The organism is Vogesella sp. (genome assembly GCF_046297735.1).
GTDB classification, from domain to species: Bacteria; Pseudomonadota; Gammaproteobacteria; order Burkholderiales; family Chromobacteriaceae; genus Vogesella; species Vogesella urethralis.
Genome location: NZ_JBKBHK010000003.1, coordinates 178,631 through 192,162 on the forward strand (window position 1 = coordinate 178,631; position 13,532 = coordinate 192,162).

At 63.9% G+C, this 13,532-nt stretch carries 10 protein-coding genes and 1 tRNA gene; 4 read left to right on the top strand and 7 right to left on the bottom strand.

Going from position 1 to position 13,532, the window contains the following annotated elements:
• The first annotated feature begins 3 nt into the window (after positions 1-3).
• Positions 4-777 carry a lysophospholipid acyltransferase family protein gene (locus tag ACK4FZ_RS05355; RefSeq protein ID WP_409818621.1) on the top strand — a complete coding sequence of 258 codons (774 nt, stop codon included), beginning with the start codon at positions 4-6 and terminating at the stop codon, positions 775-777.
• A gap of 146 nt (positions 778-923) precedes the next feature.
• Positions 924-2,249: a dicarboxylate/amino acid:cation symporter gene (locus tag ACK4FZ_RS05360; protein WP_144373317.1), complete on the top strand. Its 1,326-nt coding sequence runs from the start codon at positions 924-926 to the stop codon at positions 2,247-2,249.
• A gap of 119 nt (positions 2,250-2,368) precedes the next feature.
• On the opposite strand, the gene ACK4FZ_RS05365 is transcribed toward ACK4FZ_RS05360, so the two are convergent.
• Positions 2,369-3,190, bottom strand: a complete 822-nt coding sequence (locus ACK4FZ_RS05365; protein ID WP_409818622.1) for a symmetrical bis(5'-nucleosyl)-tetraphosphatase — start codon at positions 3,188-3,190, stop codon at positions 2,369-2,371.
• Between the two features lie 145 nt (positions 3,191-3,335).
• On the opposite strand from ACK4FZ_RS05365, the gene ACK4FZ_RS05370 reads away from it, so the two are divergent.
• Positions 3,336-5,360 carry a UvrD-helicase domain-containing protein gene (locus ACK4FZ_RS05370; protein ID WP_409818624.1) on the top strand — a complete coding sequence of 675 codons (2,025 nt, stop codon included), beginning with the start codon at positions 3,336-3,338 and terminating at the stop codon, positions 5,358-5,360.
• Between the two features lie 137 nt (positions 5,361-5,497).
• Here ACK4FZ_RS05370 and ACK4FZ_RS05375 read toward each other — a convergent pair whose 3' ends face one another.
• Complete coding sequence (locus tag ACK4FZ_RS05375; RefSeq protein WP_409818626.1) at positions 5,498-6,241, bottom strand: c-type cytochrome; 744 nt, start codon at positions 6,239-6,241, stop codon at positions 5,498-5,500.
• A gap of 156 nt (positions 6,242-6,397) precedes the next feature.
• Here ACK4FZ_RS05375 and ACK4FZ_RS05380 point away from each other — a divergent pair.
• Positions 6,398-6,474: transfer RNA gene (locus ACK4FZ_RS05380), tRNA-Arg, on the top strand.
• Positions 6,475-6,834: 360 nt separating this feature from the next.
• Here ACK4FZ_RS05380 and chrA read toward each other — a convergent pair.
• The 5 genes from chrA to ACK4FZ_RS05405 form a co-directional block, all read right to left on the bottom strand.
• Positions 6,835-8,184, bottom strand: a complete 1,350-nt coding sequence (gene chrA, locus ACK4FZ_RS05385; protein WP_409818627.1) for a chromate efflux transporter — start codon at positions 8,182-8,184, stop codon at positions 6,835-6,837.
• A gap of 60 nt (positions 8,185-8,244) precedes the next feature.
• Positions 8,245-9,126, bottom strand: a complete 882-nt coding sequence (locus ACK4FZ_RS05390; protein WP_409818629.1) for a DUF4743 domain-containing protein — start codon at positions 9,124-9,126, stop codon at positions 8,245-8,247.
• Between the two features lie 137 nt (positions 9,127-9,263).
• Positions 9,264-10,979 carry an exodeoxyribonuclease V subunit alpha gene (recD, locus tag ACK4FZ_RS05395; RefSeq protein ID WP_409818631.1) on the bottom strand — a complete coding sequence of 572 codons (1,716 nt, stop codon included), beginning with the start codon at positions 10,977-10,979 and terminating at the stop codon, positions 9,264-9,266.
• A 2-nt stretch (positions 10,980-10,981) separates the two neighbouring features.
• Positions 10,982-12,469: a polyphosphate:AMP phosphotransferase gene (gene pap, locus ACK4FZ_RS05400; RefSeq protein WP_409818633.1), complete on the bottom strand. Its 1,488-nt coding sequence runs from the start codon at positions 12,467-12,469 to the stop codon at positions 10,982-10,984.
• A 94-nt stretch (positions 12,470-12,563) separates the two neighbouring features.
• A complete protein-coding gene (locus ACK4FZ_RS05405) occupies positions 12,564-13,520 on the bottom strand; it encodes a substrate-binding domain-containing protein (RefSeq protein ID WP_409818634.1) in 957 nt (318 codons plus the stop codon).
• Between the last annotated feature and the right edge of the window lie 12 nt (positions 13,521-13,532).

Below are 13,532 nucleotides of genomic sequence, written 5' to 3' on the forward strand. Positions count from 1 at the left end.
TCCGTGCACCACACTACCGCCCTACCCGTTCGCGCGCTGCGCCTGGCACGCCTTGGCCTGCACCTGCTGCGCGGCGTACTGACCGTTGCCACCGTTTACCCGCGCCTAGCCCAGGCCGAGCGCGCCGTCATCACCCAGCGCTGGTCGCGCCAGCTGCTGCACATCCTGGCGATCAAGGTAAAGGTGTGCGGCAACCCGCCCGGCGTGTACCCGCCCAACACGCTGGTGGTGGCCAACCATGTGTCGTGGCTGGACATCTTTGCGCTGAACAGCGTTACCGTGTCGCGCTTCGTGGCCAAGAAAGAGCTGCGCGACTGGCCGGTGGCCGGCTTTCTGGTAAAAAACGCCGGCACGCTGTTTATCGACCGCGCCAACCGCCGCGACGCCAGCCGTGTCAACCAGCAGCTGGCGCAGGCGCTGCACGACGGCGGCTGCATGGCGGTGTTCCCCGAAGCCACCACCTCGGATGGCCGCGGCCTGCTGCCGTTCAAGGCGTCGCTGTTCGAAGCGGCACGGCTGGCGGAGGCCAACGTACAGCCGGTGGCCATCCGCTTTACCACCCCCGGCGGCCAGTTCTGCGAGGCGGCGGCCTACGCCGGCGACACCACTTTCTGGCAGAGTATCTGCCAGATCCTGCGTACCCGCGCCATGGTGGTAGAACTGCATTACACCGCCGCCATCACCCAAGCCGAGTGCGCCAGCCTGACCCGCTTTACGCTATCCGACATCTCGCGCCGCCGCATTGCCGACGCCCTGCAAGTACCCATAACAGACTGAGCAGCCAAGACATGCCATAAGGGTTGCCATTGGGGATTGCCGCAATGCGGAAATACCCAATTTTGCCTTTGGTACAGCACTGGCATGATCGTCCCTGATAGTACGGTACGCACAGCGTGCCGCCAAAACACATCAGAGAGGTCGATATGTCGGGTAAGCCGTTCTACAAATCGCTGTACTTCCAGGTGATCGTCGCCATCATCCTGGGCGTCATGCTGGGCCACTTCATGCCGGAGCTGGGCGCCAAGCTCAAGCCGCTGGGTGATGGTTTCATCAAGCTGGTGAAAATGATGATCGCGCCGATCATCTTCTGCACCATCGTGGTCGGCATTGCCGGCATGGAAGACATGAAAAAGGTTGGCCGCGTCGGCGGCAAGGCCCTGCTGTACTTTGAAGTGGTAACCACCGTCGCCCTGGCCATCGGCCTGCTGGTGGTGAACTTCGTTCAACCGGGTGCCGGCATGAACGTCGACCCCGCCACGCTGGATACCGGCGCCATTGCCAAGTACACCGAAAAGGCTGCCGGCCAGAGCACGGTAGACTTCATCCTGCACATCATCCCGCAAAGCGCGGTGGGTGCCTTTGCTGAAGGCGAGATCCTGCAAGTACTGCTGTTCTCGGTCCTGTTCGGTGCCGGCCTGTCGCTGATGGGCGAGCAAGGCAAACCGGTACTGGGCTTCTTCGAAAAAGTGTCGCACGTGCTGTTCGCCATGATCGGCTTCATCATGAAGCTGGCGCCGATCGGTGCCTTTGGCGCCATGGCGTTCACCATCGGCAAATACGGTGTCGGCAGCCTGGTACAGCTGGCATCGCTGATGGGTACTTTCTACCTGACCTGCGTGCTGTTCGTGGGCCTGGTACTGGGCAGCATCGCCCGCTTCTACGGCTTTAGCGTGTGGAAGCTGATCAAGTACATCAAGGAAGAACTGCTGATCGTGCTGGGCACCTCGTCGTCCGAATCTGCCCTGCCGCGCCTGATGACCAAGCTGGAGCAGCTGGGTTGCGCCAAGCCGGTAGTCGGCCTGGTGGTTCCGACCGGTTACTCGTTCAACCTGGACGGCACCTCGATCTACCTGACCATGGCGGCCATCTTCATCGCCCAGGCCTGCAATATCGACCTGACGCTGACGCAAGAGCTGACTATCCTGGGCGTGCTGCTGCTCACCTCCAAAGGTGCGGCTGGCGTGACCGGTTCCGGCTTCATCACCCTGGCCGCCACGCTGGCAGTAGTACCGGAAATCCCGGTAGCCGGCCTGGCGCTGATCCTGGGTATCGACCGCTTCATGTCCGAAGCCCGTGCCATCACCAACCTGATCGGCAACGCCGTGGCCACCGTGGTGGTAGCCAAGTGGGAAGACTCGCTGGACACCGAACAGATGGCGCGCGAGCTGGCCAACCCGACGCCGATCAACCATGGCGCCCCGGTTGAAGCCCCGCACCTGGCACGCGAAGTGTCCAAAGAGCTGAGCTAGGACGTCACGCTGTCAGCAAAAGCCCCGGTGCGGACACCGGGGCTTTTTTGCGTCTTGCGCTGCGCCAAAAGTTGGCCGCTTGTGCTGTACCAAAGCTTGGCCGCAGCCTGCGGCCAACCCTAGCGGCTGATCTCGCGGTAGGCCTGGCACGGCAGCGAAAACACGGCGCGGTCTTCCAGCCGCACCGCCGTAAGGCTGCCACCCCACAAGCAACCGCTGTCGATGGCCAGCACGTCGTCCTCCAGATGCAGGCCCAGCGCCGACCAGTGGCCGCACACAATCGGCGTATCCACGCTGCGGCGGGCAGCGGCCTCGAACCACGGCAGCAAGTGCGGCGGTGCACCGTCCAGCTCGCCCTTGTACGACAGGTCCAGCTCGCCGTCCTGGTTGATGAAACGCATGCGCGTCATGGCGTTCACGATCAGCCGCAGGCGGTCCATGCCCTTCAGGTCGTCTTGCCAGCGCAGCGGCTTGTTGCCGTACAGCTTGCCCAGAAACTGGCGGTGGTGCTTGCCGGACAGCTCGTCCTCCACCTCCTCGGCCAGGCGCAGCGCCTTCTTGATGCTCCACTCCGGCAACAGGCCAGCGTGCACCATGGCGTAGCCTTGCTCGTAGATCATCAGTGGCTGGCAGCGCAGCCAGTCCAGCAGCACCTTACTGTCGGCGGCGTCCAGAATGGGCTGGATGGTGTCGTCGCTGTGCACCTTGCCGTAGCCCTCGGACACCGCCAGCAGGTGCAGGTCGTGGTTGCCCAGCACCGTCTGCACGCTGTCCTGGTGCTCGAACACCCAGCGCAGCACCTGCAGCGACTCGGGGCCGCGGTTGACCAGGTCGCCGGTGAGCCACAGCGTGTCGCGGCCCGGGTTGAAATCAATCTGGCGCAACAGCGCCATAAAGGGCGTAAAGCAGCCCTGCAAATCGCCAATCGCGTAAGTGGCCATGTATTTTCCTTGCTGATTGCGGCCGGGTTGGCCATAGCGCATGCCGCAGCCCCGATGATAATGGATGTGCCGCCAGCCGTGGCCGCTGCGCGGGCCCTGCCCTGCGCTACAATGCCCGCTATCGATGAAGGATTGACGACAGCCCATGTCCCTGCTGCAACTGAACCCCCCGCAACGCGACGCCATCAAATACGTGGACGGCCCGCTGCTGGTGCTGGCCGGCGCCGGCTCCGGCAAAACGCGCGTGATTACCCAGAAGATCTGCCACCTGATCCGCGAGTGCGGCTACGAGGCCCGGCACATCGCCGCCATCACCTTTACCAACAAGGCGGCGCGCGAAATGCTGGAGCGGGTGGGCAAGCTGATGGACAGCCGCGAACTGAAGGGCATTACCGTGTCCACCTTCCACTCGCTGGGCATGCACATCCTGCGCCAGGAGGCACCGCACCTGGGCTACAAGACGCAGTTTTCCATCCTCGACAGCTACGACGCCGCCAAGATCATCGCCGACATCCTGAAAAGCACGCACAAGGACGAGGTGCGCAAGGTGCAAAGCCGCATCTCGCTGTGGAAGAACGAGCTGGTGGACGCCGACGCCGCGCTGGTGGCCGCCGATAACGAGTTCGACCGCATCTGCGCCACCACCTACAGCGCCTACCAGGCCACGCTGATGGCCTACCAGGCGCTGGACTTCGACGACCTGATCCGCCTGCCGGTGGGGCTGTTCCAGACTCACCCCGAGGTGCTGATCAAGTGGCAGGGCCGCCTGCGCTACCTGCTGATCGACGAATACCAGGACACCAACACCTGCCAGTACCGGCTGGTGAAACTGCTGGCCGGCGTACGCGGCCTGTTTACCGCAGTGGGCGACGACGACCAGAGCATCTACGCCTGGCGCGGCGCCAATATGGAAAACCTGCGCCTGCTGCAACACGACTTTCCGGCGCTGAAAATCGTGAAGCTGGAGCAGAACTACCGCTCCACCGCGCGTATCCTGCGTGCGGCCAACTCGGTGATCTCCAACAACCCCAAGCTGTTTGAAAAGCAGCTGTGGAGCGAGCTGGGCCTGGGTGAACCCATCCACGCCGTGATGTGCAAGGACGAAGACCACGAGGCCGAAATCGTGGTGCAGCGCCTGCAGGCGCACAAATTCGAGTACCACACCAGCTTCAAGGATTACGCCATCCTGTACCGCGGCAATTATCAGTCGCGCGTATTCGAAACCGCGCTGCGCAATCAGCGCATTCCGTACCAGATGGCCGGCGGGCAAAGCTTTTTCGACAAACCGGAAATCAAGGACGTGCTGGCCTACCTGCGCCTGATCGCCAACCCCGACGATGACCCGGCCTTCATCCGTGCGCTCACCACGCCCAAACGCGGCGTCGGCGCTACCACGCTGGAAAAACTGGGCGCCAGCGCCGCACTGTTCGACAAGAGCCTGTTTGCCAGCGCCAGCGAGCCGGGCTTCCGCGTGCAGGTGCAAGACGCCCAACTCAAGCCGCTGGAAGACTTCTGCCGCTTCATCACCAGCCTGCAATACCGCGCCACGCGTGAACCCGCCGGCGAGCTGGTGATGGACATGCTGAAGGTGATCGGCTTCGAAGCCTGGCTATACGACAGCGAGGACAGCCCCAAGGCGGCGGAAAGCAAATGGAAGAACGTGTTCGAACTGGTGGCCTGGCTGCAGCGCAAGGGCGAGGCCGACAGCAAGAACCTGATCGAACTGACCCAGACCATCGCGCTGATCACCATGCTGGAAGGCCGCGACGAAGGCGAGGTGGACGCGGTACACATGTCCACGCTGCATGCGTCCAAGGGCCTGGAGTACCCGCACGTGTTCCTGGTGGGCTGCGAGGAAGGCATCTTGCCGCACAGCGAATCGGTGGATAACGGCATGGTGGAAGAGGAACGCCGCCTGATGTACGTGGGCATTACCCGCGCCCAGCGCAGCCTCACCCTCACCTACTGCGTGAAACGGCGCCGTGCCGGCGAATGGCTGTTCGTGGAGCCGTCGCGCTTCATCAGCGAGATCAGCGGCGACGACGTGCGCCACTTCGGCCGCAAGGGCGGCGAACCCATCGTCAGCAAAACCGAAGGCAAGAGCCGGCTGGCCAACCTGAGCGCCATGCTGGGCAGCAAGGTGCAGAAAACCGACGACAAAGGCGGCTGACACCCTGCTGCGGCCACCGTACCAGCCCATGCCGCCAAGCAGTATCCATCGCGGTTGAAAAATATTGCCGCACAAAAAAGCCCCTGCCGTTATAGCAGGGGCTTTCATCACGGGCCCGCCAAGCGGGGCGCCGCAACTTATTTGGCAGCGTTCAGCAGGTACTGTACCGATGCTTTGAACTCAGCGTCCGAACCGGTGTAACCGCCTTTGGCCGGCATGGCGTTCAGGCCTTTGGTTGCCGAGGCCAGCAGCGCGTCATCGCCCTTGCTCAGGCGCGGCGCCCAGGCTGTCTTGTCGCCGAACTTCGGCGCACCGGCGGCGCCGGTAGCATGACAGGCCACACACACGCTGTCGTACACTTTCTTGCCGACAGTAGCCGGATCAAGGTCACCGCCAGCAGCGGCAGCAGCACCACCTACCGGCGGCTCGGTAAACTTGCCACCAACGGCATTACCCATGTAGGCAACGGCACGCTTCACTTCGTCGTCGGTCAGGTCGGCAGCGCCACCCTTGGCCGGCATCGCATTAAAGCCTTCGATGGCGTGTTTAACCAGCGTATCCCAACCTTGGCCAATACGGGCAGTCCAGGCACCGGCATCACCGAACTTGGGTGCGCCAGCCAGACCCGCACCGTGACAGGTGATACAGATGCCTTCATAAACCTGCTGACCGGTTTTCATGCCCGGAGGCGCGTCGCTGGCCTTGGCTTCGCCAACCGGCTTCAGGCGGGCGGCAACGGCTTCCTTGGTCATTACTTCCGCATTGACATCAAAGCCGCCGGTGGCCAACTTGGCCAGCAGATAAACTGCTATTACCAACAGCACGACTACACCCAGCAGAACCGTCAGGATCTTGCCTGGGGCTTTGGTTTCGTTGCTCATTCCTGCCTCACCTGAATTAATAATGACAATCCGAAGAATAGGGAAATTATACGGCAAAGCCTTGCCGCGGCAAAATGTCGCTTCGATAATGTTTGCGCCAACGCAATGGCGCTGGACGAAAATGCCGCGCATAGGCTATATTGCGCAGCCTGAAGTGTACCCGTAGCTCAGTTGGATAGAGTGTCAGCCTCCGAAGCTGAAGGTCGCTGGTTCGATTCCAGTCGGGTACGCCAACAAATTCAAAAGTTTGCCAGTGATGCCACTCGCAAGACCATCCCCTAGCCTGTTCAGGGTACCCGCCAGGGGGCACAGCTGGCTGTGCCAGGCAGAATTCAGCCCACCTCCTTAGTTACCCCATTGCTGTCTTGACGCACGGCACCTTCCAATCGTACTCCTGCAAGAAACTTGCATGGTACCGCCGTGCTCTGGCGGCGACACATGTAGGCAATCCCTTACCATCCTCCTCGCCCGTGCCTGCTTGGTCACTACCAGGTACAGGCAGTTACAGCATGACAATCACATCAAACTGATCGCACACAGCATGGTCGGCAAAATCGGCAAGCAGCTGGCCCAACGTCAGCAGGGCACTCCGTTTAGATCGTAACAGTCTTGATTAGCAGGCCGATCACCGCACAAGCTGCAATCACGTGGATCACATTGGCCTTGAAACGAAACAAAGCAAGCGCCGCCAGCAAGGTCATCAATGCAGCAGGCCACTCGAATGCCCCACCCAGCCCGCTTGGCCACCAAACATGGTATGCAAAGAACAGCGCCAGGTTGAGGATGACGCCGACCACGGCGGCGGTAATGGCGGTAAGCGGTGCGGTAAATTTCAGCTGGCCATGGGTGGTTTCGATGAACGGCCCGCCCGCCAGGATGAAGATGAAAGATGGCAAAAAAGTGAACCAGGTCACCAGCGTGGCCGCTACCGCGCCGGCCAGGAACAGGCTATCCGGCCCGAACACGGCTTTGACGTAGCCACCGACAAAACCAACAAAGGTCACCACCATGATCAGCGGCCCCGGCGTGGTTTCACCCAGTGCCAGCCCGTCCATCATTTGCGTGGGGCTGAGCCAGCCATAGCTTCCCACCGCGCCCTGATATACATACGGCAATACCGCGTAGGCGCCACCAAACGTCAGCAAGGCGGCCTTGGTAAAGAACCAGCCCATCTGAGTCAGCGTATGCGGCCAACCATACCAAGCAGTCAGCAGCCCCATCGGCAGCAGCCACAACAACGCCCCCGCCAGCAGCACGCGGCTCAGGCGTGGCCAGCTAAACAGCGCATGCGGTGGCGTGGGGGTGTGATCGTCGATCATGGCACTCGCCACCTGCTGGCCACCAGCGCCATGCCCGCCACCAGGCTGAAACATCGCCGGCGCCACACGCCCGCCCACATAACCGATAAGGGCAGCGGCAAGGATAATCACCGGGAATGGCAGCCCCAGCGCGAAGATCGCTACGAATGCGGCCGCCGCAATAGCCCATAAGGGGCGATTCTTCAGCGTGCGCGAACCGATACGGTGCGCGGCTTGCAGCACGATGGCTGTCACCGCAGGCTTGATGCCGAAAAACAGACCGGCTACCCACGGCACATCACCAAACGCGATATAGATCCAGGACAGGCCAATCAGCATGAACAGGGACGGCAGAATGAACAAAGCACCGGCGGCAATGCCGCCCCAGGTGCGATGCATCAGCCAGCCAATGTATGTGGCCAGTTGCTGCGCCTCCGGGCCAGGCAACACCATGCAGTAATTAAGCGCGTGCAGAAAGCGGCGCTCGGAGATCCAGCGCCGCCGCTCTACCAGCTCCTGGTACATGATGGCGATCTGGCCTGCGGGGCCACCAAAGCTGATGAAGCCAAGCTTCAACCAGAACAGGAAAGCCCGCCAGAAACTGACGCGGGATGGTGCTTCGTTGGCAGGTGTAGACGGTAGCATGAAATAGCAGCTTTAAAGGGAAAACCGGCTTGCTCCTGCCGGCGGCAGGCAGGAACACGCTTATCGGCCTAGTACGTTTTGCCCCACGGTAGCACGTACGCCATCCAGCAAGGTCAACAAGGGAGTGGCCTGCCCCCCCCAATAACCCAGCCGCGCCAGACAGTCGGCCGCCACCAGCGCGGCGTCGCTCATGAACTGGCCGTTGAGGATGTGCTGCTCCACCTCGGCCAGCGGCATCAGCACGTGTTCGGCCACCTCGCCGTCCTGGTTTTGCGGCGCCGTGGCCGGGTCCAGCCAGATGTCGTACACGAACAGCCACTCACGATGCAGACCACGCGCCACCGGGCGGGTAGCCAGCAACAAGGCCTGCTGCTGCAACGGCTGCAGTTGCGCCGGCTGCATGCCAGCCTCTTCCCAGCCTTCACGCAGCAGCGCATCGGTAATGCTTTCGCCGGCGGCCACGCCGCCGCCCATCAGATTGTCCAGACGGTTGGGGGCCACGTCCTTGAACGGGCTGCGGCGGCCGATCCACATGCGGATTTCGCCATCCGGCAAGCGGCTAAGGCCATTCAGGTGTACCGCGCGGCTGGTCAGGCCCAGCGGGCGGAACGCGGCACGTTCCAGCTCGAAACAGGGCGTACCGTCGGGCAGGTAGGCAATAAAGCGCTCGTTGCGCCAGCCGTTCAGCCAGCCGGCGTCGCGCCAGGCTTCGGCGGCCTGTTGCAGCCTGGCGGAACAGGCGGCGTAATCCAGGCCCTCGGCCAGCAGGGCCACGCGGTCAGCCTGCACGGCAAACAACTCGCTGTGCGCTTGCTGCAGGCGCTGGCGCCAGGCGGTATTGACGTAACCGATGGCATGATTACCCAGCATCAACGGCAGAAAATCCGAATCATCGTAGCGGATGGCGTCTTCCAGCCAGTCGGCAACGGCTTGCACCTGCATGAGCACTCCCTGCTGCTTTCGAGAAGGCGCCATCTTACGGAGAATGCCGCCGCGCTGTGCAGCTTTGACCGCTGCTGCCCTATCGATAACGCAGCCCTGCTGGCAGGAATGCAACAGTTGGCCGCACGCGCTGCCGCTCAGCCCGCGCTTGCCACTTGCCACAGCCGCTCGGCCAGGCCCGATTGCCGCAGCGGCGCCAGCTGCACGCCGACTTGCAACACGGCCAGGCTGCCGGCCAGCACAAAGCGCTGCCGCGCACGGGTGATGGCGGTGTACACCAGCGCCCGCGTCAGCGTGGCGGTGGGCTGCGCCGGCAGCAGCAGCCACACCTCGCCAAATTCGGAGCCTTGCGATTTGTGCACCGTCATCGCGTACACGGTGTCGTGCTCGGGCAGCCGCGCCGGCGACACCTCGCGCCAGCCGCCGTCGGTAGTGGGGAAGATCACCCGCAGCCGCTCGCCGCGCTGCACGGTGAGGCCGATGTCGCCGTTGAACAGGCCCACACTGTAATCGTTGCGCGTCACCATCACCGGGCGGCCGGGGTACCAGTCGCTGTCGGCCGCTTTGCGGCCACACTGTTGCAAGGCGGCGGTGATGGCGGCGTTGACCTCGTCCACCGTGTGGCGTTCGGCGGCCAACAGCATGCACTGGTTGAAGGCGGCAAACAGGCCGGCCCAGTCGTCGCTGTCGCCTAACGCGTCCAGTGCTTGCCAGTACGGCTGGCGCAGCGCCAGCAAATGCGCGGCGTCGGGGCTGTGCGCCAGCCAGGCCAGATCGTCGCGCCCGTCCTGCAGCAGCGCTTGCGCCACGCCAGCGTCGCCGGCGTTGACGGCACGGGCCAGCTGGCCGATGCCGGAGTGCTCGCCAAAGCGGTGACTTTTTTCCAGCACCACCACGCTGTCAGCCAGCACCGCGTCGCCGTCCACCGCACCCGGCGGCGTCACGCCGCAGGCTTGCAGGCTGGCCGCGGTCGCCGGGGTCCACGCTTGCTGGCTGCAGATATCGCCCAGCACGGCCCCGGCCTCCACCGACGCCAGCTGATAGCGGTCGCCCAGCAGAATCAGCCGGGCGTGGCGCGGTAGCGCTGCCACCGTCTGCGCCATCAGCGTGAGGTCCACCATCGACGCCTCATCCACCACCAGCACGTCCAGCGGCAAGGGGTTGGCCGCATGGTGGCGCGGCTGCGCGGTACCGGGCACCAGGCCCAGCAGGCGGTGCAGCGTCTGCGCCTTGTCGGGTAGCTGGCGGCGCACGGCGTCGGCTACCGGCAGCGCGTCGCGGGCGCTGCGTACCGACTCGGTCAGCCGCGCCGCCGCCTTGCCGGTGGGCGCGGCCATCGCCATCACCAGCGGGCGGTCGGACAGCGCCGCCAGTGCCGCCAGCAAGCGCACCACGGTGGTGGTTTTGCCGGTGCCGGGGCCACCGGAGATCACCATGAAGCGGCGGCGGGTGGCCAGCCAGGCGGCCAAGCGTTGCCAGTCGCCAGCCACGGCGGTGGGAAACAAGCCGCCCAGCACGCCGTCCACGTCGCCGGCCAGCGGTTGCGGGTCGGCCGCCAGTGCCTGCAGCGCGTGCAGCAGCCGCGTTTCGTCCTGCCATTGCCGCGCCAGGTACAGGCGGCCGGCGTCGTCCACGATCAGCGGCGCGTAGTCGCCGGGGCGCCCGGCCAGCGGGCTGCGCCGCAGCAGCGCCAGCTCGTCGCGGCCAACACCGGCCAGGCACACGTGGCCGGCGGCCAACGCCGCCAGCAGGCGTTGCAGCAGCGGCGCCAGCGCCGCGCCGTGCTGCGGGTCCAGCCGCGCCAGCAAACTGCCCAGCTGCGCCGGCAGCAGGCTGTCGGCGGTATCTGTCATGCTCATGCCTTGCCCAGCCTGGCTTCCAGCGCCTCGCAAATGGTGGTGAGCACCTTGATGCGGGCGTAGTACTTGTTGTTGGCCGGCACCAGCGTCCACGGCACGGCGCTGGTGCTGGTGCGGTCGATCATGTCGCACACCGCCACCTTGTAGTCGTCCCACTTGTCGCGGTTACGCCAGTCTTCTTCGGTGATCTTGAAGCGCTTGAAACCGGTTTCCTCGCGCGACTTGAAGCGCGCCAGCTGCTCGTCGGCGCTGATGGCCAGCCAGAACTTCAGCACGATGGCCTTGTTGTCGGTGAGCTGGTGCTCGAAGTCGTTGATCTCGTAGTAGCCGCGCATCCAGTCGGTGGCGCTGGCAAAGCCTTCTACCCGCTCCACCAGCACGCGGCCGTACCAGGTGCGGTCGAAAATGGTGACCTTGCCCTTGCCCGGCACGTGGCGCCAGAAGCGCCACAGCCACGGCATGGCGCGCTCTTCCTCGCTGGGCGCCGCCACCGGCACCACGCGGTAGCGGCGGGCATCCAGCGCCTGGGTAATGCGGCGGATGGCACCGCCCTTGCCGGCGGCGTCGTTGCCTTCAAACGCCAGCACCAGCGAATGCTCGGCAAAGCCGGGGTGACGGGTCAGGCCGTTGAGGCGGCCTTGCAGCGCCTCCAGCTGGACCTTGTAGTCGTCCTTGCTCAGCGCATGGTCCAGCTGCAGCGAATCCAGCAGCAACTTGTTGTCGGCCGGCGGGGTGATGGCGCCGTCGTCGGAGCGCGCGTGCCAGCCGTGCTCTAGCGCCAGCCGCTGCTGCAGCGCCTGCAGCAAGGCGCGACCCACCGCCAGGCTGCGGTAGTTGGCGTCTTCGCCGTCCACCACCAGCCACGGCGCGTAGGCGGTATTGGTGAGGCGCATCATGTGCTCGGCGTTGTCGCGGATGCGCTTGTATTGCTGGTGATGCTGCCAGTCGGCCGGTGTCACGCGCCAGGCGGTGGCCGGGTCTTTTTCCAGCGCTTTCAGCCGCTTTTTCTGCTTTTCCTCGGTGAGATGCAGCCAGAACTTCATGATCAGCACGCCGTCGTTGGCCAGCATGCGCTCGAAGCGCAGGATGTCGAACAGCTGCTTGTCGAAGGTGTCGCGATTGGTCTTGCTGTCCACGCGGTCGAACAGCGCGTCGGAATAGTACGACCCGAAGAACATGCCCAGCCGGCCCTTGGCCGGCAGCTCGCGCCAGTAGCGCCACATCCATGGCCGCTCGCGGGCGTCGTCGTTGGGAGTGTCGAAGGCGGCGGTGTGAATCAGGCGCGGGTCCAGCCATTCGTTCAGCTGGTTCAGCATTTCGCCGCGCCCGGCGCCGTCCATGCCGTGGATCAGCAGCAGCACCGGAAACTCGCTGCGCTGCTTCAGCTCGTATTGCACCTCCAGCAGCGCCTCGCGCAGACGGGCTTCTTCGGCTTTGTAGCTGGCCTTGTCGATGGCGTGGCCGATCTCGGCGGATTCGAACATGGTGGTCCTTCCTGTCTGGTTGGCCGCACGGCGGCGGCGGGCATGACAGGATTGTAAAGCCAGAGCACGCTGTTCAGGCAATGCCGGTGCCTGCTCAACGCGCCATGTATTCGAGGAAGGGCCGCAGGCGGGCGTCGATCACCGGTTGCGACAGGCTGGGCAGCGTCACCAGCGTGGCCGGAATGTAATACGTGGCCGCTACCGGTTTCTTTTGCAACAGGTCGCTGATCACGGTCACCGCCCGCACGCCGATCTGATACGGGTCTTGGGTGATGGCTGCCTGCAAGGTGCCGGCGCGCAGCGACTTGTCGATCAGCGGCGAATAGTCAAAGCCGATATGGCGCAGCTTGCCGGCCAACCCGCTTTGCTGCAACGCCTGTATAGCACCTTCGGTGGTGGACTCGTTAGGCGTGAAAATCAGATCGGCATCGCCCGCATGCGCCAGTACTGCTACAGCCTTGTCACGGCTATCGGCCACGGTGATGCCGGTATCGGCAATGTCGTCGATCTGCACTGCCGGCAGTAGCTGACGCATGCGGTCGCGAAAGGCGTTTTCGCGCTCGCGGGTGGAGTCGTGCAGCGACGAAAAACGCAGCAGTAGTACCTTGCGCGGTGGGGGTTTCAGCGTGGCAGCATAGTCGGCCGCCATCTCGCCGGCAGTACGATTATTGGTGCCCACATAAGGCAGACCCAGCGACGGCTGCAGCGGCGAGTCGACAATCACCAGCTTGCTGCCGGCCTTCTGCGCGCTCTGCAACGGCTGCAGCAAGGGCGCAGCGGCATTGGGCGCCACGATCATGCCCGCCATGCCTTTGCCGTTGTAGTAAGTCATCAACTTGGCTTGCGATACGGCATCCTTCTCTAGCGCCGGGCCACGCCAGACCAGGTTGATGTCCAGACCGAGTGCAGCATTCTGGGCACCACGCGCCATTTCCTTCCAGAACACGTGGCTAGCGCCCTTTGGAATAAACACCACGCCGGGCTGGGCGGCCTGTAGCAGCCCGGACCACAATGCCAGCACGGCAAGCAGGCCACGCAAGCGGTTTGCCATGCTCTGCCTCCG

Coding starts and splice junctions, on each gene's coding strand:
- ACK4FZ_RS05365 (WP_409818622.1), bottom strand. CDS start 3,190: ATGGCCACTTACGCGATTGGCGATTTGCAGGGCTGCTTTACGCCCTTT.
- chrA (WP_409818627.1), bottom strand. CDS start 8,184: ATGCTACCGTCTACACCTGCCAACGAAGCACCATCCCGCGTCAGTTTC.
- ACK4FZ_RS05405 (WP_409818634.1), bottom strand. CDS start 13,520: ATGGCAAACCGCTTGCGTGGCCTGCTTGCCGTGCTGGCATTGTGGTCC.
- ACK4FZ_RS05360 (WP_144373317.1), top strand. CDS start 924: ATGTCGGGTAAGCCGTTCTACAAATCGCTGTACTTCCAGGTGATCGTC.
- ACK4FZ_RS05390 (WP_409818629.1), bottom strand. CDS start 9,126: ATGCAGGTGCAAGCCGTTGCCGACTGGCTGGAAGACGCCATCCGCTAC.
- recD (WP_409818631.1), bottom strand. CDS start 10,979: ATGACAGATACCGCCGACAGCCTGCTGCCGGCGCAGCTGGGCAGTTTG.
- ACK4FZ_RS05370 (WP_409818624.1), top strand. CDS start 3,336: ATGTCCCTGCTGCAACTGAACCCCCCGCAACGCGACGCCATCAAATAC.
- ACK4FZ_RS05375 (WP_409818626.1), bottom strand. CDS start 6,241: ATGAGCAACGAAACCAAAGCCCCAGGCAAGATCCTGACGGTTCTGCTG.
- pap (WP_409818633.1), bottom strand. CDS start 12,469: ATGTTCGAATCCGCCGAGATCGGCCACGCCATCGACAAGGCCAGCTAC.